Genomic DNA, 21737 nt, shown 5'->3' with positions numbered 1-21737 from the left:
AGATCGAGTCTAACGAGGGCTTTCGACCACGCTGACGGTGGCGGTGGTGCCGGCGCGCAGGCGGTCACGGCCCTTGTAGTCCGGGGCGATGGCGATGCGTACCGGGATGCGCTGGGCCAGTTTGACCCAGGTGTAGCTCGGGTTGATGTTCGCCAGCAGTCGCGCACCGGGGGCGTTCTCGCGGTCGGTGATGGCGAAGGCGATGCTTTCGACGCGGCCGGCGAAGCGCTCGCCGCTCATCAGTTGCACGTTCACCGCGTCGCCCTCGCGGATGCGCGGCAGCTTGGTTTCCTCGAAGTAGCCGCCGACGTAGAAGGAATCGCTGTCCACCAGCGCCACCAGCGAGTGGCCGGCCGTGGCGTAGTCGCCGGCGCGAGTCAGCAGGTTGGTCACGTAGCCGTTCACCGGCGCCACCACCTGGGTGCGTTCCAGATCGAGGCGGGCCTGTTTCTGCGCGGCCTCGGCGAGGCTGACATTGGCTTGCGCCAGCCCCAGGTTGGCTTGCTCGCGCAGCAGTTGCGCCTCGGCCACGGTGACGTCGGTGTGAGCCTTCTCCCACTCCTCGTTGGAGATTGCCGAGCGGGCCTTGAGCGCCTTGCGGCGGACTTCCTCGCTCTGCCTCTGACGCAGCAGCGCCTGGTTGGCAGCGATGGCGGCCTGGGACTGGCCGAGCGCGGCGCGGGCGACTTCCACCGCGCGATCGGCGTGCAATACCGCCAGCTCGTAGCGCGCCGGGTCGATGCTCAGCAACAGGTCGCCCTTGCTGACGTGCTGGTTGTCCTTCACCCGCAATTCGACGATGCGCCCGGTGACGTCGGCCGAGACCGTCACCACGTCGGCACGCACCCGGGCGTCGCGGGTCCAGGGCGCACGGGTGTAGTAGGTCCAGGCGAAGAAGCCGAGGACCAGGGCGAGCGCCACGACGGCCAGGGTGATCAGCGGCGGTAGGGCTTTGCGCAGGCCGGCCATTCAGTGCAGGGCTCCCATGAGCAGGATCAGGCCGGCACAGAGGCAGGCGTAGAGCGCTCCTTCGAACAGCGCCTCGTGCCAGACCAGGCGCAACACGCCGAGTCGGCGCAGGCTCCAGTCCAGCAGCAGGAAGATCGGCACGGCCAGCAGCAGGGCCTGGGCCAGCGGCGGCAGGTAGACCCCGCCCAATTCGATATCAACGGGCATGCAGCGCGGGTTCCCCAGGGTCGTCGTGGAAGGCGGTGGATTCGCCGTAAAGGTCGCGGAAGCGCTCCAGCAGATCGGCGGCCACCAGCAGCGCCACGCCGCTGACGAACACCGGGCGCATGGCGTCGCCACTGGGGTAGCTGCCGAGGCTCTGCAGCTCGTCCAGCTCATTTCCCAGCTCGCGCATGGCCGGCAGCACCCGGTGCAGCGGGGCGGCGGGTGGCTGGTCGAGGCAGGCGGCGAGCTCATCCAGCAGCAGCGACAGTCGGGCGCGCAGGGTTTGCGGCAGGCCGCCGGGGTTGAGGCTCTCGCGGCGCAACTGGTGCAGCACCACGCCCAGGGTCATGCTCGCCAGGCTGCACTGGAAGCGCTCGCCGGACTGGCTGTCGCGCGCCGCCGGCAGCAGCCCGAGCATGATTGCCAGGCGATCCACCATGCGGCTCTCGAACAGGAAGCGGCGCGCCTCGCTGGGTTTGGACAGCAGCACCGAGCGCACCTCGGCGCGGGTCCGCCGCGACTGGCGGCGCAGGCGGGCGTCGGCGTCGAAGGGGAACACCCAGGCGTACACCAGCAGCGCCAGCACGCCGGCGCTGACATAGCCACCGGCGAACTCGAACCATTGCAGCGACGTGTTGATCCACGCGCCCTGGTTCTGCGGGCCCACCAGCAGGAAGGTTGACAGCCCCAGGCCGATGCCGATCCCGGCGGTCTGCGGATTGGCCAGGCCCACCGCGATCACGTACAGCAGCGGCGTGAGGAACAGTGCGAGCATCTCGAAGTCGCCGACGCTGGGTAGCAGCAGGAATTGCAGCAACGCCGCCGCCACCAGCGCCATAGCCAGCCCGCGCATGTACGCCAGGCTGGCCATGAGCGGGCGCGGGAAGGTGGCCAGCAGGGAGCAGAGGATGCCGATCAGGATCATCCCGGCGCGGGCGCCGTCCCAGGCGGTTTCCACCCAGATCCAGCCGGCGCAGCACAGCGCGACGAAGGCGCGGGTGGCGTTCATCGCGGCGAGGTGGAAGTCCAGGTGCAGCGCCTGGGCCTGGCTCTGCCGATAGGTGCTGCTGCCGGGTCGGCCTTCCTGGATGGCTTCGCTGAGCTCGATCATCTCGTCCAGCTGCTGCATCAGCCGCGCCTGTTCGAATCGCAGTGCCCAGGCCAGCGAGCGCAGCGAGGCGGGCAGCCCGTCGGCCAGCTCCTCGGCCTGCCGCGCGGCGGCGTCGAAGCGCTGGCGCAGCTGGGTGATGCGTCGGCGAGTGGTATTGGGCAGGGAGCGACCGAATTCGGCCAGTTCCTCCAGACAGGCCAGTTCGTCTTCGCGCAGCCGTCGCACGGATTCGGGCAGCGGGCCGGTCAGCCGGGCTTCGATCAGCTTGCGCTGGCGCCGCAGAATGGCCAGGCGCGAGGTCATCAGCACCAGCTGGTTGGCCAGTTGCTGCACCAGTTCGTTGGCGCCGCGCAGGCGCGGGGCGTCGAAATACAGGTGGCGGCGCAACATTTCCAGGGCGGCGATCTCGCCCAGCAGTTGCTTCTGTCTTTGCTGGAAGTCCTCTTCCGGCTCCTCGCCGCGGATCACCGCAGCGGCATGCACGGCGATCAAGCGGATCAGTTGGTCGACCTTGGCGAAATACCCCCGAGCTACGCTCTGTGGGCGAGCGAAGAACAGGCTGACCAGAGTGACGCAGGCGACGCCGAGCAAGGTCTCGGTGACGCGGGTGATGGCCAGGGTGTAGGTGGATTCGGGCGCCGGCTGGGCCAGCAGGGCGACTATCACGGCGGTGAAGCCGCTGAGCACGAAGGCATGGGAATGCGTGAAGCGCATCAGCGTGCCGCCGGCCGTGCAGATCGCCAGCCACAGCGCCAGGGTGACGATGAAGGGCAGGGGCGCCTGGGGGAACAGCGCCATGATCGCCACCGCGACCATGGCGCCGATGGTGGTGCCGATCACCTGGGCGAAGCTCTTCTGCAGCGTCATGCCGGCCAGCGGGGTGCTGATGATGACGACCGTCATGGTCGCCCACTTGGGCTGGTCGAGGTCGAGCAGGAACGCCAGGTACAGCGTCAGCAGGCCCGCGACTACGGTGCGCAGGGCAAACAGCAGGGTGTCGCGGCCGGGATGGATGATGGCGCGCAGGTACAGCAGCATGGGTGACATGCCGGGCCCTCGATCTTGGCGGGAGGACGCCCGTCGATGCGGTGCGTCGCGAACCCTGTTCAGTGTGGTCGAGGTTTTCCAGCTGTGGGAAATTTCTTAGGTCAGCCGGTGGCGTGCAGGGACTGCGCCAGGCGCTCCTGGATGAAGTCGAGGAAACACTGGATGCGCAACGCCAGTTGCGAGTTGCGGTAGTACACCGCGTGGATTGGCTGGCGACGCTCACTGGTCAGCTCCGGCAGCACTCGTACCAGCCGCCCGGCACGGATGTCGTCGCAGGTCATGAAGCTGGCGAGGCAGGCGATGCCCTGACCACCGATGGCCAGTTGGCGCAGGGTCTCGCCGCTGGAGGCGGACAGCGACGGATTGATGGTCAGGGTATCGCCACCAGCGTGACGGATCGGCCAGATGTTCAGCGCTTCGGGCTGGGTGAAGCCCAGCAGCGAGTGGCCGAGCAGCTCTTCCAGGTTGCCCGGCGTCCCGTGGCGCTCCAGGTACTGCGGCGCCGCCAGCAGGTTCAGCCGGCTGCTGCCCAGGGGGCGCGCGTGCAGGCTGGAGTCGGCGAGGTGGCCGATGCGGATGGCGATGTCGGTGCTCTGCTCCAGCAGGTCGATGTTGAGGTCGTTGGTATTGAGCTGCAGCTCGATGTCCGGGTAGCGCTCGCGGAAGGCACCGATATGCGGCACCACGGCGTGCAGCATGAAGGGCGAGGCGGCGTTGATCCGCAGTCGCCCGGCCGGGGATTGCTGGCGCAGGGCCAGGCGTTCCTCCAGGGCGTCCATCTGTTCGAGGATGTGCCGGGCGTTCTCCAGGAAGAACTCGCCTTCCTCGGTGAGCTTCATCCGCCGCGTGGTGCGGTTGAGCAGGGTGGTGCCGAGTTTCTCCTCCAGCTTCGACAACGCCCGGCTCACGGCCGAGGGCGTCAGCCCCAGTTGCTCGGCGGCGGCGGTAATGGAGCCGCAGTCGATCACCGTGGCGAAGGTCTTGAGTTCGTCGGAGTGGGCTTTCATCGGGGGGCCTGTTCGGGAGCGGCGGGGTGGATGGTAGCGGCTGGCCTTTGTAGGAGCGAGCAAGCTCGCTCCTACAGGGTGGCGCCGTCAGTAGGTTCCCGGATAGGTGCCGCCATCGAGCAACAGGTTCTGCCCGGTCAGGTAGCCGGCCTGTGCGCTGCACAGGAAGGCGCAGAACTGGCCGAATTCTTCCGCGCTGCCGAAGCGTCCGGCGGGGATTTCCTGCTTGCCGGCCTCCACCAGCTCATCTTCATCGCGCCCGCTCAGCTGGGCGGCGCGGTGGAAGCCGCTGCGCAGGCGATCGGTATCGAAGGAGCCGGGCAGCAGGCCGTTGATGGTCACGTTCCTGCCCGCCACCTGCGGTTGGCGTGCCAGGCCGGCGACGAAGCCGGTCAGGCCGCTGCGCGCTCCGTTGGACAGCCCGAGAGTGGCGATTGGCGCCTTCACCGAGCCGGACGTGATGTTGACGATGCGGCCGAAACCGCGCTCGGCCATGCCGTCCACCGTGGCCTTGATCAGCTCGATGGGCGTGAGCATGTTCAGCTCCAGGGCGCGCAGCCAGTCTTCGCGTTCCCAGTCGCGGAAATCGCCGGGTGGCGGGCCGCCGGCATTGTTCACCAGGATGTCCACCTGCGGGCAGGCGGCGAGCAGCGCGGCACGCACCTCAGGCTGGCTGATGTCGCCGGCCACTTCGCGCACTTCCACGCCCAGTTGGCGCAGCTCGGCGGCGGTAGCGGCGAGGGTATCGACGTCGCGGGCGTTGATCGCCAGGTTCACGCCCTCGCGGGCCAACGCCACGGCGCAACCCTTGCCCAGCCCCTTGCTGGCGGCGCAGACCACGGCCCAGCGGCCCTTGATGCCCAGATCCATGTTGTTCTCCTGTGTGTTTGCCCGGGGAGTGTCTTTGTAGGACGTGTTCGCCCTGCGAAATGGGAGTTCCGCTTTCGCCCGCAGCGCTCTGGTCAGGCAACGACCATCGGCGCCGGCAGCAGACTGATCCATTTACCGCTGCCTTCGCCGGACTTCAAGCGCCGCAGCGCTTCGGGCAGTTCGGCGAAGTCGAACAACTGCTTCGCTGGCGCCTGCAACTGGCCGCTGGCGACGCCCTGCATCAGGCTCGCTGCCGCCTGGTGCAGCTCCTGCCAGTCCAGCGCTTCGCCGTGGGCATGGATGCTGTTGAGCGCCACTTCGTGCAGCGAGATGGCAGTGCTGAAGGCTGGCAGCGGAGCGTTTTCCTGGCGGTCCTGAATGCACACCAGGTGGCCGTTGTAGCCCAGCAGCGGGGCGAGGCTGGCGGCGTGGTTGCCGCTGACGGTATCGAAGATGCCCTGCAGGCGGCGCGGGCCGAGGGCTTCGCGCAGGTGCTGGGACCACTGCCCGTCGCGGTAGTCGAAGACCCCGGCGATACCCAGTTGCAGCAGGTGTTCGCGGTGTTTCGGCGCCGCGGTCACCCACACGCGCAGCCCACGTTGCAGCGCCAGTTGCGCGAGCAGATAGCCGACCGCACCACCGGCGCCGGTCACCAGCACATCGCGATGGTTGCAGGCCGGCAGCTTATTCAGTGCTTGCCAGGCCGTGAGGCCGGGGCAGGGCAGGCTGGCGGCGGTGGCGTCGTCCAGCGAATCGGGCACCGGGTAGACAGCACGGGCGCGCAGCAGGGTGTACTCGGCAAAGCTGCCGCCACGGGTCAGCGCCTGGTGGTAGGCGACGCGGGCGCCGGCGCGCAGGTTCACTTCGCTGCCCACCGCAATGACGATGCCGACACCATCCACGCCAGGTACCTGGCCTTGCTGCCAGTCGTCGCGGCCCCAGTCGATCATCTTCCAGTCCACCGGATTCAGCGCGATAGCGGTGTTGGCCACCAGTACCTCGTCCGGACCGGGCTGCGGAATCGGCAGGCGCACCTGTTTCAGGCCATCGAGGCCGGCGCCGGGCGTCCAGGTCCAGGCGGCATAATCTGCAGTGATAGCGCTCATGAAGACTCCTTGGAAACGGGAAAGCCGCCCTCGGTGGGGCGGCTGTCGGTCAGCGGCGGATCAATCCCAGGCCGGGGCCAGGCTTTCCGGGCTGGTGATGCGTTCGTTGCGGTCCAGTGCGGCGATGGCGGCCATGTCGGCGTCGGTCAGGCGCAGGTCGACAGCGCGCAGGTTGCCTTCGAGGTTCTCGCGCTTGGTGGACGACGGGATCACCGAGTAGCCCAGCTGCATCGCCCAGGCCAGGGTGACCTGCGCCGGCGTGACGCCGTGGCGCTTGGCGATACCGATGATCACCTCGTCGCTGAGCACCTTGCCGTAGCCCAGGGTCATGTAGGAGGTGATGTGGATGCCCTGGCTCTGGGCGAACTCCACCACCTTGCGGTTCTGCAGGTAGGGGTGCAGTTCCACCTGGTTGGTGGCGATCTGGCCGGCGCCGACAGCGGCAATGGCCTCCTGCATCAGGGCGATGGTGAAGTTGGACACGCCGATCTCGCCGGTCAGGCCCTGGGCCTTGGCTTCGGCCAGGGCGCCCATGAACTCGGCGACCGGTACCTGGCCCTTGGGCGACGGCCAGTGGATCAGGGTCAGCTCGACGCGGTCGGTACGCAGCTTGTGCAGGCTGTCCTTGAGGCTGGGGATCAGCTTGTCGGCGGCGTAGTTCTCGGTCCAGATCTTGGTGGTCAGGTACAGATCGTCGCGCTTTACCTTGCTGCCGGCGATGGCTTCGCCGACGTCGGCTTCGTTGCCGTAGATCTGCGCGGTGTCGATGGCGCGGTAACCCAGGTCCAGCGCGGTGCGGATCGAGTCGATGACGGTCTGGCCCTTGAGGCGGAAGGTGCCGAGGCCGAAGGCGGGAACGCTCATGGAAGAACTCCTTGTGGTCGATCAGTGAGTGGGAACCGCGCCAGGGGCGGCCGGTTCCATGGAATTGCGCCGGTCCAGACGACCGCTCAGGGCGGTCAGGCCGAAGGCGGCGAGGGTGACGACAGCGGCGATCCAGGGCGTATGGCCCAGGCCCAGGTGGCTGACCACCAGGCCGCCGGCCCAGGAGCCACCGGCCACGCCGAGGTTGAACGCGGCGATGTTGAAGCCGGCGGCCACGTCCACGGCGTCCGGCGCCACGCGCTCGGCCTGCTGTACCACGTAGACCTGCAGACCCGGTACGTTGCCGAAGGCGACGGCGCCCCAGGCGAGCACGGTCAACACCACCAGCCACGGGTTGCCGGCGGTGAAGGTGAGCACCAGCAGCACCGAAGCCAGCAGGCCGAAGATGATCTTCAGGGCGCTCACCGGACCGCGTTTGTCAGCCAGGCGGCCGCCCCAGATATTGCCGATGGCTACCGAGACACCGTAGGCCAGGAGCACGGCGCCGACCATGTTCGGGCTGAAACCGGCCAGATCCTGGAGGATCGGCGCGAGGAAGGTGAAGGCGATCAGCGAGCCGCCGTAGCCCACCGCGGTCATCGCGTAGACCAGCAGCAGGCGCGGCTGCAGCAGCACGCGGGCCTGGCGCAGCAGCGGCGCCGGCGGCGTGTGCTGGATGTTCTTCGGCACGAACAGCAGGCTGCCGAGCAGGGCGATCACGCCAAAGGCGGCCACCACCAGGAAGGTCACGCGCCAGCCCAGGTGCTGGCCGATGAAGGTACCCAGCGGAATGCCGGTGACGAAGGCGACGGTCATGCCGCTGAACATGGTGGCGATGGCGCTGGCGGCCTTGTCCTTGCTCACCAGGTTGGTGGCGATGATCGAGCCGACCGAGAAGAACACGCCGTGGGCGAGGCCGGTGAGGATGCGCGCGACGATCAGCGATTCGTAGCTGGGCGCCTGCCAGGCCACCAGGTTGCCGACGGTGAACAACGCCATCAACCCGACCAGCAACGCCTTGCGTGGAATGCGCCCGGTCATGGCGGTCAGCAGCGGTGCGCCGATGGCGACGCTCAGGGCGTAGAGGCTCACCAGCAGGCCGGCGGAGGGCAGGGTGACCCCCAGGTCGCTGGCGATGGTGGGAATCAGGCCGACGATGACGAACTCCGTCGTGCCGATGGCGAAGGCACTGAGCGTCAGCGCCAGGAGGGCGAGGGGCATGGTGGGGGCTCCGGACGAATGGGATGCGATGGGAGGCATTGTCCGGAAGTCAGCCCTTGAGAAAAACGCGGTGAAGGGCAAAGGATAGTTGATCCTGAATCACGAATAGGGCGAGGGGCTACGCTTGCAGGCAGTGATCAAGGGCACTTGTGACGAGGGATTAGCCATGCACTACACCGGCACCTGCCACTGCGGCGCGGTGGCTTTCGCCTTCGACGCGGAACTCGACGAACTGGTGCGCTGCGACTGCTCGTTGTGCGGCAAGCGCAATGCGCTGATGGCAACCGTGCCGAAGGGCAACTTCCGTCTGACCCGCGGCGATCAGGCCTTGCGCCTGTATCGCTGGAACAGCGGCGTGGCGCTGCACTATTTCTGCGGAACGTGCGGGATCTACGTCTATCACCAGCGCCGCAGCAACCCGGCGCTGCTCAGCGTGAACGCCTGCTGCATCGACGGGTTCGACCCTGAATCGCTGCCGCTGCGGCGGGTGGATGGCAGGAGCATGACCACCGTGGCGGCGCCCGACCAGTAGGGCCCTGGCAGCGGAGAGGCTCCGCTGGCGCCTGCATGTCGGCAGCGCGCGGGCATGAAAAAACCGGCCCGAAGGCCGGTCGAAGATGGCAGCGGAGTTGAGCGCTCAGCGCATCACGCGCGCTTGAGCACCAGGGTGAGGATGTCGTAGCTGGCCACCAGTTCGCCGAGCTGGTTGGTGACTTCCACGTCCCAGGCGACCACGCCCTGCGGTTCGCCCTTGGGGCTCTTCTTGCCTTGGTCGATCTTGCGCTTGCAGGTCAGGCGCGCCTGGATGGTGTCGCCGATGCCCACCGGGTTGATGAAGCGCAGGCTGTCCAGGCCGTAGTTGGCCAGCACCGGGCCGACGCCGGGCGAGACGAACAGGCCGGCCGCCGCCGAGAGCACGAAGTAGCCATGGGCGATGCGCTTGCCGAACTGCGAGTCCTTGGCCGCCAGTTCGTCGAAGTGCATGTAGAAGTGGTCGCCCGACAGGCAGCCGAAGTTGACCAGGTCCGCCTCGGTGACGGTGCGGCGGTGGGTCAGCAGCGACTCGCCGATCTTCAGGTCGTCGAAGTAGCGGCGGAACGGGTGCACCTCGGTCTCGTAGACCTTGGCGCCGCGCACGTACTCGCCGGTGACGGCCATCAGCATGGTCGGCGAGCCCTGTACGGCGGTGCGCTGCAGGTAGTGCTTCACCGCGCGCACGCCGCCCAGTTCTTCACCACCGCCGGCGCGACCCGGGCCGCCGTGCTTGAGCACCGGCAGGGGCGAGCCGTGGCCGGTGGATTCGGCGGCGGACTCGCGGTCGAGGATGTGCAGGCGGCCGTGCAGGGCGCCCATTACCGGGACGACTTTTGCGGCGACCTGCGGATCACGGGTGATCAGGCTCGCCACCAGGCTGCCCTTGCCGCGAGCGGCGAGGGCGACGGCTTCGTCGATATCGTCGTAGGCCATCAGGGTGGTCACCGGACCGAACGCCTCGATGTCGTGGGCGCCGCCTTCGGCGTGCGGATCGCGGCTGCGCAGCAGGGTCGGGGCGAAGAATGCGCCTTCGGCCACGCCGTCGCCGCGCGGGGCGAAGCCGTCCTTCGCGCCGAACACCAGTTCGCTGGATTTCAGCAGGGCTTCCACGCGCTCGGCGACGTCGGCCTGCTGGGCATGGGAGGCCAGGGCGCCCATTTTCACGCCATCCACTGAGGGATCGCCGACCACGACCTTGGCCAGGCGGTCACGCAGGCGCTCGGCAACGGCGTCGATGTGCTTGGCGGGCACGATGGCGCGGCGGATGGCGGTGCATTTCTGCCCGGCTTTCACGGTCATCTCGCGGGCCACTTCCTTGACGAAGAGGTCGAATTCCTCGTCGTCCGGGGTGACGTCCGGCGCGAGAATGGCGCAGTTCAGCGAGTCGGCCTCGGCGTTGAACGGCACCGAGTTACGGATCAGGTTTGGATTGACGCGCAGCTTGGCGGCGGTGTCGGCGGAGCCGGTGAAGGTGACGATGTCCTGGCCCTGCAGGCGGTCCAGCAGGTCGCCGGTGCCGCCGATGATCAGTTGCAGGCTGCCGGCCGGGAGCAGGCCGGATTCGTGCATCACGCGCACGGCGGCTTCGGTGATGTAGCTGGTGGCGGTGGCCGGTTTGACGATGCACGGCATGCCGGCGAGGAAGCTCGGCGCGAACTTCTCCAGCATCCCCCAGATGGGGAAGTTGAAGGCGTTGATGTGCACCGCGATGCCGCCGCGCGGCACTAGGATGTGGCTGCCGGCGAACTTGCCGGTCTTGCCCAGCGGCATGGCCGGGCCTTCGTGGACCACGTTGCCCGAGGGCAGCTCGCGGCCGCCGACGCCGGCGTAGGCGAACAGGGTGCCGGCGCCGCCTTCGATGTCGATCCAGCTGTCGGCGCGGGTGGCGCCGCTGTGGCGGGAAATCTCGTAGAGCTCTTCCTTGCGCTCGGTGAGGTACAGCGCCAGGGCTTTCAGGCGCTGGGCGCGCTGCTGGAAGTCCATGGACATCAGTTCCTTGAGGCCCTGCTCACGGGCGTGGGCGACGGCTTCGGCGAAGTCCAGCGCCTCCTCGTGGGTGCGCGCCACGCTCTGGCCATTGAGCGCGCTACGTAGCGCCTGGGCGCCATGCTGGCCGACCCAGCGGCCGCCGATGAAACTTTGCAGGATAGGCTCTTGGGCCATGGTTGTTGTCCTCCGGATCGCTACGCAAGGGTGCCGGCTGCTGCCGGTGACCGCCGCGCCGGGTGGGCGTCGGCGGCGCATTCTTCATTGGCGGGACGATGCCGCCGGATTAGGTTCGCCAGCGGCCTTGTGGGCGCTGGCGGTGGAGCTGAATTCTTTCTGCAGGAGCGCAGGGCCAGATCAGAGCTGGTCGAAATCGAGCACGACGTTGTCGCTGATCGGGTACGCCTGGCAGCTCAGTACGTAGCCCGCTGCCACTTCGTAGTCCTCCAGCGCGAAGTTGCTGTCCATTTCCACCTCGCCGGAAACCACCTTGCACTTGCAGGTCGAGCACACGCCGGCCTTGCACGAGTACGGCAGTTCGGCGCCCTGGGCGTTGCCGGCGTCGAGCACGCTGACGCTGTTGCGGGCCAGCTCGAAGGACAGCTCGCGGCCGTCGCTGATCACGGTAATCTGGCTCTTCGCGCTGTCGACGGCAGCGGCAGCCTGGCGGGCTTCGCGCTTGCTCTCGCTGCCGGCGGCGGCGAACAGCTCGAAATGGATGCGCTCGGCCGGCATGCCGTTGCCCTTGAGCTGGTCGCGCACGGTCTCGGTCATCGCCTGCGGGCCGCAGATGAAGGCAGCGTCCAGGCTCTTCACGTCGAGCCAGCGGCTGAACAGTTGGCCACACTTGTCGGCGTCGATGCGGCCGTTGTACAGGTCGACGTCCTGCTGCTCGCGGCTGAACACGAAAATCAGGTTGAGGCGCTGAAGGTAGCGGTTCTTCAGGTCTTCGAGCTGCTCGCGGAACATCGCGGCGTTGCTGGAGCGGTTGCCATAGAGCAGGGTGACGCGGCTGTGCGGCTCGGTTTCCAGGGTGGTCTTGACGATCGACAGGATCGGCGTGATGCCGCTGCCGGCGGCGACCGCCAGGTAGTTGCCGTGGCGCGCCGGGTCCAGTTCGACATTGAAGTGGCCGGCTGGCGGCATGACTTCCAGGCTGGCGCCGACCTTCAGCGTCTCGTTGGCGTAGGCGGAGAAAAGCCCGCCCGGCACGCGCTTGATCGCCACGCGCAGCTCGCCGTCATTCACGCCGCTGCAGATGGAGTAGGAGCGGCGCACTTCCTCACCGTCGAGTTGGGTGCGCATCACCAGGTGCTGGCCATGCTGGAAGCGGAAGCTGTCGGCCAGGTCCGCCGGGACGTCGAAGGCGATGGACACCGCATCGCGGGTTTCGGCGCGCACTTCCTTGATTTTCAGGCTGTGGAATTTGCTCATTGTTGTTCTCCTGCGGTTCTACCGCGCGGAGGGCGACTACAAACGTCGCGAGCGAAGGTCAGGCGAGGCGGAAGCGGCTTCGGAAGCGGGGTTCACATCTGTGAATGAGCAATTCGAAGTCGTTTTCAGCGACGCGTGGCTTAGCGCAGCGGTTTGTCTTCGTCCTCCTAGATGCACTTGAAGTAATCGAAGGGTTCGCGGCAGTCGATGCAGCGGTACAGCGCCTTGCAGGCGGTGGAGCCGAACTGGCTGAGCTGCTCGGTGTGCAGGCTGCCGCACTGCGGGCAGCGCACTTCCGGGGTCTCGCCAAGCAGGCTGCGCTTGCTGGTGCTGCCGGCCGGCGGGGCGATGCCGTAGTCGCGCAGCGCCTGGCGGCCGCTGTCGCTGATCCAGTCGGTGGTCCAGGCCGGGCTCAGGCGGCGCTCCAGTTGCGGCGCGGCGAAGCCGGCGTGCTCCAGGGCGTGCTGGATGTCCTGCTCGATGACTTCGGTGGCCGGGCAGCCGGAGTAGGTCGGGGTGACCACCACATGCAGGTGGCCATCCAGCCAGTGGAGCCCGCGCACGATGCCCAGATCGACCACGCTGACCACTGGGACCTCCGGGTCCATCACCGCGCCGAGTACGTGCCAGGCGCGGCTGAGGTCATCAGCCGTGCCGGCGCGCGCGCCGCGATCGCTGGTAATCAGCTCACCAGGTTGCATCGGGGTAGGCCCGCTGGAGGAACTGCATCTCGGCCAGGAGAATGCCCAGGTGCTCGGTGTGCAGGCCACGGCGGCCGCTGAGGTAGAAGTTCACCGCAGGCTCCGGCAACGGCAGGGTCGCGGCGGCGAAGATGTCGGCGACCTTGGACTTCCAGGCATTGGCCAGCTCAGTCGGGTTCGGTGCGATCCCGGCTTCGAACAGGCGCTGCTCTAATTCGTCCGCGTTGCACAGCTCGACGGTGAAGCGCCATACCTGCGGGATCGCCGCGAGCATGCGCGCATGGCTTTCCTCGGTGCCGTCGCCCAGACGCTGCATCCACTCGGAGGAACGGCGCAGGTGGTAGGTGACTTCCTTCAGGCCCTTGGCGGCGATGGCGGCGATACGCTCGTCGCTGGAGCTGCTCAGGGCGTGCAGCACATGGAAGTGCCAGGCGTCATAGAGGAACTGCTTGGCGATGGTCACGGCGAAGTCGCCGTTGGGCTGCTCGACCAGCAGGAGGTTGCGGAAGGCGCGCTCGTCGCGGCGGAAGGCCAGGTGGTCGGCGTCGCGGCCGTCGTCCAGCAGTTCCACGGCGTACTCGTACCAGTTGCGCGCCTGGCCCACCAGGTCGAGGCCGACGTTCATCAGCGCCAGCTCTTCTTCCAGGGCCGGGGCGTGGCCGCACCATTCGCACAGGCGCTGGCCCTGGATCAGGGCGCTGTCGGCGAGGCGCAGCAGGTATTCGATCTTGTCAGAATTCGGGTTCATCGCACGCGATCTCACATGTGGCCGACTTCGGGCGGCAGCTCGTAGAAGCTGGCATGGCGGTAGACCTTGTCCTGCGCCGGGTCGAACAGCGGGTCCTTCTCGTCGGGGGAGGAGGCGGTGATCAGCGCGGAGGGCACGACCCACAGGCTCACGCCTTCGTTGCGGCGGGTGTACAGCTCGCGGGCGTTCTCGATGGCCATGGCGGCGTCGGCGGCATGGACGCTGCCAACGTGCTTGTGGTTCAGGCCGTGTTTGCTACGCACGAATACTTCGAACAAAGTCCACTCGGACATGACTTTTCTCTCCTCGCGGCTCAGGCGGCGTCTTTCTTCTGTTGTTGTTTGCGGGCGTAGGCGACCGCGGCTTCGCGGACCCAGGCGCCGTCTTCGATGGCTTTGCGGCGGGTGGCGACGCGCTCGGTGTTGCACGGGCCGTTGCCCTTGAGCACTTCGTAGAATTCTTCCCACTGGATGTCGCCGAAGTCGTAGTGGCCGCGCTCCTCGTTCCACTTCAGGTCCGGGTCCGGGGCGGTGCAGCCGAGCAGTTCGAGTTGCGGCACGGTCTGGTCGACGAAGCGCTGGCGCAGCTCGTCGTTGCTCTGCCGCTTGATCTTCCAGGCCATGGACTGGGCGCTGTTGGGGGAGTCGGCGTCGCTGGGGCCGAACATCATCAGCGCCGGCCACCAGAGGCGGTTGATGGCGTCCTGAACCATGTCCTTCTGTGCCTGGTTGCCGTGGCGCATCATGGTCAGGAGGATTTCGTAACCCTGGCGCTGGTGGAAGCTCTCTTCCTTGCAGATGCGGATCATCGCGCGCGAGTAGGGGCCGTAGGAGGTGCGCTGCAGCACCACCTGGTTGACGATCGCCGCACCATCCACCAGCCAACCCACCGCGCCCATGTCGGCCCAGTTCAGCGTCGGGTAGTTGAAGATGCTCGAATACTTTGCCTTGCCCGAATGCAGCTTGGCGATCTCGGTATCACGGTCGGCGCCCAGGGTTTCCATGGCGCTGTAGAGGTACAGGCCGTGGCCGGCTTCGTCCTGGATCTTCGCCATCAGTTGCAGCTTGCGCTTCAAGGTCGGTGCGCGGGTCACCCAGTTGCCCTCGGGCAGCATGCCGACGATCTCGGAGTGGGCGTGCTGGGAAATCTGCCGGATCAGCGTCTGGCGGTAGGCGTCGGGCATCCAGTTCTTTGCCTCGATCTTGATCTCGGCATCGATCTTTTCCTGGAAGGCGCGTTCTTCCGGCGACATCTCGTCCAGCGCCTTGATGCGCTTCACGCCGGTCTCAACCAGTTGTGCGTACATGCTGTGTCTCCAGCCTTTTGTCTTGTTCGTGGGACGGCCTTGGCCATGGCTGTAGTTTTAAATGATACAGAAATGAATGTCTAACACTAAATGATGTGTTGTAAATGGATTGTGTATCGCTTTGGCGGTCTTTTGGGAGCAGGCGGGCGCGCAAAGGAGCGCAATTCACCGAGATAATTCGGTAAAAAGTGAGAATTGTGCAGGAATTTATCGGAATTCTGCGGCGTATTTGCCTGGGCGTGAAAAGCGCCTGCCATTCACCGGAAAGATGACAAAGTGATACGCAAATGTATTTTTATGAATGAATCATATGCGGTGGTTAGGAGGGATTGTAGGAGCGAGCTTGCTCGCGAACCATGCTTGCCGATGACCAGGCGTCGAGCGGTTCGCGAGCAAGAACTAGGCGTCCCCCTCGGTCCTACAATGAGCAGCGCGTGTGGGGAGAGGCAGGCGTCAGGCCTGGACGATCACCTGGAAGCCGCCAAAGATCATGCGTTGCCCGTCGAAGGGCATGTCGTTCAAGTCGGTTTTCATGCGGGCGTCCTCCATGAACTTCTTCATGCCTTCGTCCCGTGCCTGCTTGCTCGGCCAGGTGATCCAGGAGAACACCACGGTTTCGTCGTCCTTGCGTTTCACGGCCATGGGGAAGGAGGTCACCTTGCCCTCGGGCACGTCGTCGCCCCAGCACTCGATGACGCTCAGTGCGCCATGCTCCTTGAACAGCGCCGCCGCCTTGCGTGCCACTTCGATGTAGCGCTCACGGCTGGCGGTGGGCACCGGTACGAGGAAACCATCGACATAGGTCATCGCTCTTCTCCTGCGATTGGGCAGACGGCCGGATGCCGCCTGCCTTTGAGGAATAGTCGAAGGGCAGTGTGAAGGATCGACAGGCAGGGAGGGCGGGGCGACGGATGGTTGTCGTGTTGCGGGAGCGATGGGCGCTGGGCGTTCCCTCACCCTAACCCTCTCCCAGAGGGAGAGGGGACCGTTCGGCGTGAAGAGGAATGCCGAGCCAACCGGCAGTTGCGAACTGCTCCCTCTCCCCTTGGGAGAGGGCTGGGGTGAGGGGTGATTGCGCGGGCCGAGGTTCTAAATCACTCCTTCGGAAGATAAAAAGCCCCGCCGAAGCGGGGCCTTCAGTCACGCCGGCGAATCAGCCCTTGGGCCGATTGTCATACACGTGGCAAGCCTTGCCTTCCGAACGCTTGAGGCTGTGGCTCGGCTGCACCAGCACGCGGGCGCTGACGCCGATGTGGGTCTTGATCTGCTTGCCCAGTTCGCTGCCGATGGCCTTCTGTTCGTCCGCCGACAGGTTCTGCTGGTCGTGGCGCAGTTCGACGTGGACGTCAATGCAGTCGAGGTTGCCATTGCGGTGCAGGTGGATCTCGTAGCACTCGGCGAGCTGCTTGATCTTCAGCACCTGTTCCTCGACCTGGGTCGGGAAGACATTGACGCCACGGATGATCAGCATGTCGTCGCTGCGCCCGGTGATCTTGTCGATGCGCCGCATCGGCCGCGCGGTGCCCGGCAGCAGGCGGGTCAGGTCGCGGGTGCGGTAGCGGATCATCGGCAGCGCTTCCTTCGACAGCGAGGTGAACACCAGCTCGCCGTACTGGCCGTCCGGCAGCACGGCGCCGGTCGCCGGGTCGATGATCTCGGGGTAGAAGTGGTCTTCCCAGACGGTCGGGCCGTCCTTGGTCTCGGCACACTCCATGGCCACGCCCGGGCCCATGATTTCCGAAAGGCCGTAGATGTCCAGGGCGGTGATGCCCATGCGTTCTTCCACGGCGCGGCGCAGTTCGGCGGTCCACGGCTCGGCGCCGAAGATGCCCAGGCGCAGCTTGAGGCTGTGCGGGTCGACGCCCTGGCGCTCGATCTCGTCGGCGATGTTGAGCATGTAGGACGGGGTGACCATGATGATGTCCGGCTGGAAATCGCGGATCAGCTGGACCTGCTTCTCGGTCTGGCCGCCGGACATCGGGATCACGGTGCAGCCCAGGCGCTCGGCGCCGTAGTGCGCACCCAGGCCGCCGGTGAACAGGCCGTAGCCGTAGGACACATGCACCTTGTCACCCTTGCGGCCGCCGGCGGCGCGGATGGAACGCGCGACCACGTTGGCCCAGGTGTCGATGTCGTTCTGCGTGTAGCCGACCACCGTGGGTTTGCCGGTGGTGCCGCTGGAGGCGTGCAGGCGCACGATCTCGTTCTGCGGCACGGCGAACATGCCGTAGGGGTAGTTGTCGCGCAGGTCGTTCTTGCCGGTGAAGGGGAACCTGGCGAGATCGTCCAGGGAGGTCAGGTCGTCCGGGTGTACGCCGGCCTCATTGAAACGCTTCTGGTACAGCGGGACGTTGTCGTGGGCGTGCTTGAGGCTCCAGCGCAGGCGCTCCAGCTGGTGCTGGCGCAGCTCGTCGACACTGGCGGTCTCCATCGGGTCAAGCAGGGCACGTTCGGCATCATGGTACATGTTCATGGGTTCACTCGATTTGTTCTTGTACGCCAGCCCGTAAGCGGGCTGCGAGTGTCATGGGAGCAGCATAACGCCCCCGTTCGCGGAAGGATTCGAACCCCTGCCAGAGACGTTGCTCTGTCTGCCAGCCGGCGCACTTGGCGACTGGCGGTGCGGGGGGCGAAGCTCCCTGTGGATCAGATTCTTTCGATGATCAGGGCGATGCCCTGGCCGACGCCGATGCACATGGTGCACAGGGCGTAGCGGCCGCCGCGTTCCTCCAGCTCATACAGGGCGGTGGTGACCAGGCGCGCACCGCTCATGCCCAGCGGGTGGCCGAGAGCGATGGCGCCGCCGTTGGGGTTCACCCGCGCGTCGTCGTCTGCCAGGCCCAGCTCGCGCAGCACGGCTAGGCCCTGGGCGGCGAAGGCTTCGTTGAGTTCGATCACGTCCATGTCGTTCAGCGCCAGGCCGGCCAGCTCCAGCACCTTGCGGGTCGCCGGCACCGGGCCGATACCCATGATCCGCGGCTCGACGCCGGCGGTGGCCATGGCGACCACGCGGGCGCGGGCCCTCAGGCCGTGACGCGCAGCGGCGGCCGGGGAGGCCATCAGCAACGCACAGGCACCGTCGTTGACGCCCGAGGCGTTGCCGGCAGTGACGCTGCCGTCTTCGCGGAACGGTGTGCCGAGCTTGGCCAGTTGCTCCAGGGTGGTATCGCCGCGCGGGTGTTCGTCCTGCTCGACCACCTTGGCCGGGCCTTTGCGCTGGGGAATCTCCACCGGGACGATTTCCTTCGCCAGACGGCCATTGGCCTGGGCGGCGGCGGCCTTGTGCTGGCTGCGCAGGGCGAAGGCATCCTGGTCTTCGCGGCTGATGTTGAACTGCTCGGCGACGTTCTCCGCCGTCTCGGGCATGGAGTCGATGCCGAACTGCTGTTTCATCAGTTTGTTGACGAAGCGCCAGCCGATGGTGGTATCGAAGATTTCCGCACTGCGGCCAAAGGCCTGCTCGGACTTGCCCATCACGAACGGCGCGCGGGACATGGATTCCACGCCGCCAGCCAGCATCAGTCCGGCCTCGCCGCAGCGCAGGGCGCGTGCGGCACTGCCCACGGCGTCCAGGCCCGAGCCGCACAGGCGGTTGAGTGTGGTGCCGGGCACGGTGACCGGCAGGCCGGCCAGCAGCGAGGCCATATGCGCGACATTGCGGTTGTCCTCGCCGGCCTGGTTGGCGCAGCCGAAGATCACGTCGTCGATGGCGCTCCAGTCCAGCTCCGGGTGGCGCTGCATCAGGGCCTTCATCGGGATCGCCGCGAGGTCGTCGGCGCGCACGCCGGACAGGGCGCCGGCGTAGCGGCCAATCGGCGTGCGCACCGCGTCGATGATCAGGGCGTCAGTGAGGTCTGTCATTCGGAGGTCTCCTGCGCCAACACGGTGCCGCGCACTTTGTAGGATTTGCCGTGGAACAGGGCGATCAGTTGGCCCTGGGAATTCTCGATGCGCACGTCGTAGTTGCCGGTGCGGCCGCTGCGGCTCTGCTCGAAAGCGCTGGCGATCAGCTCGTCGCCTTCGCGTGCCGGCGCCACGTAATCGATGCTGCAGCCAATGGCGACGGTGGCGTCGTTGTAACTGTTGCAGGCGAAGGCGAAGGCCGAGTCGGCCAGGGCGAACAGGTAGCCGCCGTGGCAGGTGCCGTGGCCCTGGATCATGTCCTCGCGCACGCGCATCGACAGCTTGGCGCTGCCGGGGCCGGCATCCAGCAACTGGATGCCCATGCGTCGGGTGGCCTGGTCGCGCTCGTACATCGCCTCGGCGCAGTCGCGGGCGAGTTGGCTGGTGTCAGTCATGGAAAGCTCTCCCCTCGGCATGCAGGCGGCGCAGCAGCAGGGACGGGCGATAGCGCTCCTCGCCGTAGGCGGTTTGCAGGTTGTCGAGTACGCGCAGCACGTTGCCGATGCCGATCTGCCCGGCCCAGGCCAGCGGGCCCTGCGGGTAGTTCACGCCGGCGCGCATGGCGAGGTCGATATCAGCGGCGCTGCCGACGCCTTGCAGCACGGCATCCGCGCCTTCGTTGGCGAGCATGGCGACGGTGCGCAGCACGGCAAGGCCGGGGGTGTCGCTCAGGCGGCTAGTGGCGATGCCTGCCTTGGCCAGCAGAGCGACGGCCTGGTCGAGGGCTGCGGGCGTGGTGTCCGCCGAGCAGGCAATGCCCAGGCGCGAAGCCTTGGTGTAATCCAGCGCGAGGTCGATCAGCATGAGATTGCGCAGGCCGTCTTGCTTGGCGCGCTGGCTGGCGAGGCGACCATCGGACAGCGCGATCACTGCATCACCGACGCGCAGCAGGCCATTGCCGGCGCGCTGGACGATCTCGATGCCAGCGTCCTTCAGGCGCTGTACCAGCGGCTGGGCGACGCCCAGGTCGCCCTCCAGCACGCAGGCGCTGACAGGCGGGGCACTGCTCAGGCTGGCCGGCTGCGGGCGCTCGGCACCTTCGGCGTAGTCATAGAAGCCGCGACCGCTCTTGCGGCCGAGGCGGCCGGCGTCCACCAGTTCCTTCTGGATCAGCGAGGGCTGGAAGCGGAAGTCGCCGTAGTAGGCGGCGAATACCGAGCAGGTGACGGCGTAGTTGACGTCGTGGCCGATCAGGTCGGTCAGCTCGAAGGCGCCCATGCGGAAGCCGCCGGCATCGCGCATCAGCGCATCCAGCGTCGCGCAGTCGGCGGCGCCTTCCTGCAGCAGGCGCAGGCTTTCGGCGTAGAAGGGGCGCGCCACGCGGTTGACGATGAAGCCGGGCGTGGATTTGGTGTGAACCGGTTTCTTGCCCCAGGCCAGCGAGGTGGCATACAGGCTGTCGGCCAGCGCAGGATCGGTGGCGAGGCCGGAGACGACTTCCACCAGCGCCATCAGCGGCGCCGGGTTGAAGAAGTGCATGCCGACCACCTGCTGCGGGCGTTTGAGGCCGGCGGCGAGGCTGGTGATGGACAGCGAGGAGGTGTTGCTGGCGAGGATGCAGTCTTCTGCGCACAGGGCTTCCAGCTGCTGGAACAGGCTGCGCTTGATCTCCAGGTTCTCGACGATGGCCTCGATCACCAGCTTCGAATCGGCCAGCGCCTCGATGGCTTCCACCGGTTGCAGGCGGGCGATGATGGCGTTGCGAGCTTCGGCGTCAAGCTTGCCTTTTTCCACCAGCCGGCCGAGCTGGCGGTCGATGCCGTCGATGGCCTGGGCGGCGGCGCCGGGGCGGTTGTCGTAGAGCTTCACCGGGTGCCCGGCCTGGGCGGCGACCTGGGCGATACCCGCGCCCATGGCGCCGGCGCCAATGACCGCGACTTTCGCGTCTTGCTGAAGTGCGCTCATCGATCAGCGGCCCTTGAAGCTGGGGGTGCGTTTTTCCATGAAGGCGGCCACGCCCTCGCGGTAGTCCTCGCTGCGCCCGGCCAGGCGCTGCAGATCGCGCTCCAGCTCCAACTGTTCGTCGAAGCTGTTGTTCAGGCTGGCGTTGAGGCTGCGCTTGATCAGTGCCAGGCCGTAGGTCGGCTGGGTGGCCAGATGACGGGCGAGCTTGAGGGCTTCCTCACGCAGGTTGGCGTCATCCACCACCTGGTAGATCAGGCCCCATTGCTCGGCCTGCTCGGCGGTCAGGCGATTGCCCAGCAGCGCGAGGGCCTTGGCGCGGGCCATGCCGACCAGGCGCGGCAGGGTCCAGGTGCCGCCGGAATCGGGGATCAGTCCAATCTTGCAGAAGGCCTGGATGAAGCTGGCCGAGCGCGCCGCCAGCACCAGGTCGCAGGCCAGCGGGATGTTCGCGCCGGCGCCGGCGGCCACGCCGTTCACCGCGCAGATGACCGGCAGCGGCAAGTCGCGCAGGGTGCGGATCAGCGGGTTGTAGAACTGCTCGATGGACTGGCCGAGGTCAGGCGCTTCCGCGCCGGGTGCGACGTTGCGGTCGGACAGGTCCTGGCCCGCGCAGAAGCCGCGGCCTTCACCGGTCAGCAGCAGCACGCGGGCTTCCGGGTTCTGTCGGATCTGCTTGAGTGCTTCGCGCACTTCGCCGTGCATGGCGGTGTTGAAGCTGTTCAGCTGTTCGGGGCGGTTCAGGCTGAGGAGGGCGACGCCGTCCTCGATGGAAAACAGGATGTGCTCGAAGTTCATGGGCGGGCTCGCTCCATCAAAGACAA

General features: G+C 66.9%; 21 protein-coding genes. 1 reads left to right on the top strand and 20 read right to left on the bottom strand.

Going from position 1 to position 21737, the window contains the following annotated elements; translation table 11 throughout:
- Positions 1-9 precede the first annotated feature (9 nt).
- The 8 genes from GJV37_RS13135 to GJV37_RS13100 all read right to left on the bottom strand — a co-directional run bounded on the left by GJV37_RS13135 (position 10) and on the right by GJV37_RS13100 (position 8399).
- On the bottom strand, positions 10-969 hold the full coding sequence (locus tag GJV37_RS13135) for an HlyD family secretion protein (RefSeq protein ID WP_084359247.1): 960 nt from the start codon (positions 967-969) through the stop codon (positions 10-12).
- Positions 970-1176 carry a DUF1656 domain-containing protein gene (locus GJV37_RS13130; RefSeq protein ID WP_024764415.1) on the bottom strand — a complete coding sequence of 69 codons (207 nt, stop codon included), beginning with the start codon at positions 1174-1176 and terminating at the stop codon, positions 970-972.
- Complete coding sequence (locus tag GJV37_RS13125; protein WP_084359249.1) at positions 1166-3331, bottom strand: FUSC family protein; 2166 nt, start codon at positions 3329-3331, stop codon at positions 1166-1168. The genes GJV37_RS13130 and GJV37_RS13125 overlap by 11 nt, the downstream gene beginning before the upstream one ends.
- 101 nt (positions 3332-3432) lie before the next feature.
- Entirely contained in the window at positions 3433-4338 is a 906-nt protein-coding gene (locus GJV37_RS13120) for a LysR family transcriptional regulator (protein WP_024764416.1), read from the bottom strand.
- 87 nt (positions 4339-4425) lie between these two features.
- The gene (locus tag GJV37_RS13115; RefSeq protein ID WP_170858789.1) at positions 4426-5208 is read right to left on the bottom strand and encodes an SDR family oxidoreductase; all 783 of its coding nucleotides are present in this window, start codon (positions 5206-5208) and stop codon (positions 4426-4428) included.
- A 92-nt stretch (positions 5209-5300) separates the two neighbouring features.
- A complete protein-coding gene (locus tag GJV37_RS13110; RefSeq protein ID WP_169887233.1) occupies positions 5301-6305 on the bottom strand; it encodes a zinc-binding dehydrogenase in 1005 nt (334 codons plus the stop codon).
- Between the two features lie 69 nt (positions 6306-6374).
- A complete protein-coding gene (gene dkgB / locus GJV37_RS13105; RefSeq protein WP_170858788.1) occupies positions 6375-7178 on the bottom strand; it encodes a 2,5-didehydrogluconate reductase DkgB in 804 nt (267 codons plus the stop codon).
- Between the two features lie 21 nt (positions 7179-7199).
- Entirely contained in the window at positions 7200-8399 is a 1200-nt protein-coding gene (locus tag GJV37_RS13100) for an MFS transporter (RefSeq protein WP_024764420.1), read from the bottom strand.
- 166 nt (positions 8400-8565) lie between these two features.
- On the opposite strand from GJV37_RS13100, the gene GJV37_RS13095 reads away from it, so the two are divergent.
- The gene (locus GJV37_RS13095; RefSeq protein ID WP_037010547.1) at positions 8566-8931 is read left to right on the top strand and encodes a GFA family protein; all 366 of its coding nucleotides are present in this window, start codon (positions 8566-8568) and stop codon (positions 8929-8931) included.
- Positions 8932-9044: 113 nt separating this feature from the next.
- On the opposite strand, the gene paaZ is transcribed toward GJV37_RS13095, so the two are convergent.
- From paaZ to paaG, 12 genes are all read right to left on the bottom strand, one after another.
- Positions 9045-11096: a phenylacetic acid degradation bifunctional protein PaaZ gene (paaZ, locus tag GJV37_RS13090; protein ID WP_170858787.1), complete on the bottom strand. Its 2052-nt coding sequence runs from the start codon at positions 11094-11096 to the stop codon at positions 9045-9047.
- A gap of 180 nt (positions 11097-11276) precedes the next feature.
- Positions 11277-12353, bottom strand: a complete 1077-nt coding sequence (gene paaE, locus GJV37_RS13085) for a 1,2-phenylacetyl-CoA epoxidase subunit PaaE (protein WP_170858786.1) — start codon at positions 12351-12353, stop codon at positions 11277-11279.
- Between the two features lie 167 nt (positions 12354-12520).
- On the bottom strand, positions 12521-13054 hold the full coding sequence (paaD, locus tag GJV37_RS13080) for a 1,2-phenylacetyl-CoA epoxidase subunit PaaD (protein ID WP_170858785.1): 534 nt from the start codon (positions 13052-13054) through the stop codon (positions 12521-12523).
- Entirely contained in the window at positions 13041-13802 is a 762-nt protein-coding gene (gene paaC, locus GJV37_RS13075) for a 1,2-phenylacetyl-CoA epoxidase subunit PaaC (RefSeq protein ID WP_024764425.1), read from the bottom strand. Before paaC ends, paaD begins: the two co-directional genes overlap by 14 nt.
- An 11-nt stretch (positions 13803-13813) precedes the next feature.
- Entirely contained in the window at positions 13814-14095 is a 282-nt protein-coding gene (paaB, locus tag GJV37_RS13070; protein ID WP_024764426.1) for a 1,2-phenylacetyl-CoA epoxidase subunit PaaB, read from the bottom strand.
- Between the two features lie 20 nt (positions 14096-14115).
- Positions 14116-15108, bottom strand: coding sequence for a 1,2-phenylacetyl-CoA epoxidase subunit PaaA (paaA, locus tag GJV37_RS13065; RefSeq protein ID WP_024764427.1), 993 nt, complete (start codon positions 15106-15108; stop codon positions 14116-14118).
- A 453-nt stretch (positions 15109-15561) separates the two neighbouring features.
- Positions 15562-15915, bottom strand: coding sequence for a DUF1428 domain-containing protein (locus GJV37_RS13060; RefSeq protein WP_170858783.1), 354 nt, complete (start codon positions 15913-15915; stop codon positions 15562-15564).
- Positions 15916-16261: 346 nt separating this feature from the next.
- A complete protein-coding gene (gene paaK / locus GJV37_RS13055) occupies positions 16262-17581 on the bottom strand; it encodes a phenylacetate--CoA ligase PaaK (protein WP_170858782.1) in 1320 nt (439 codons plus the stop codon).
- Between the two features lie 173 nt (positions 17582-17754).
- On the bottom strand, positions 17755-18969 hold the full coding sequence (gene pcaF, locus GJV37_RS13050; RefSeq protein ID WP_170858781.1) for a 3-oxoadipyl-CoA thiolase: 1215 nt from the start codon (positions 18967-18969) through the stop codon (positions 17755-17757).
- Entirely contained in the window at positions 18966-19406 is a 441-nt protein-coding gene (gene paaI, locus GJV37_RS13045; RefSeq protein ID WP_170858780.1) for a hydroxyphenylacetyl-CoA thioesterase PaaI, read from the bottom strand. Before paaI ends, pcaF begins: the two co-directional genes overlap by 4 nt.
- Positions 19399-20916 (bottom strand): 3-hydroxyacyl-CoA dehydrogenase PaaH, encoded by a 1518-nt coding sequence (gene paaH, locus GJV37_RS13040; protein ID WP_170858779.1) that lies wholly within the window; start codon positions 20914-20916, stop codon positions 19399-19401. The genes paaI and paaH overlap by 8 nt, the downstream gene beginning before the upstream one ends.
- Before the next feature lie 3 nt (positions 20917-20919).
- Positions 20920-21711 carry a 2-(1,2-epoxy-1,2-dihydrophenyl)acetyl-CoA isomerase PaaG gene (gene paaG / locus GJV37_RS13035; RefSeq protein WP_170858778.1) on the bottom strand — a complete coding sequence of 264 codons (792 nt, stop codon included), beginning with the start codon at positions 21709-21711 and terminating at the stop codon, positions 20920-20922.
- Positions 21712-21737: the final 26 nt, after the last annotated feature.

Source organism: Pseudomonas nitroreducens, assembly GCF_010994165.1.
GTDB lineage: Bacteria > Pseudomonadota > Gammaproteobacteria > Pseudomonadales > Pseudomonadaceae > Pseudomonas > Pseudomonas nitroreducens.
This window is presented reverse-complemented; position numbering and strand designations above follow the sequence as displayed.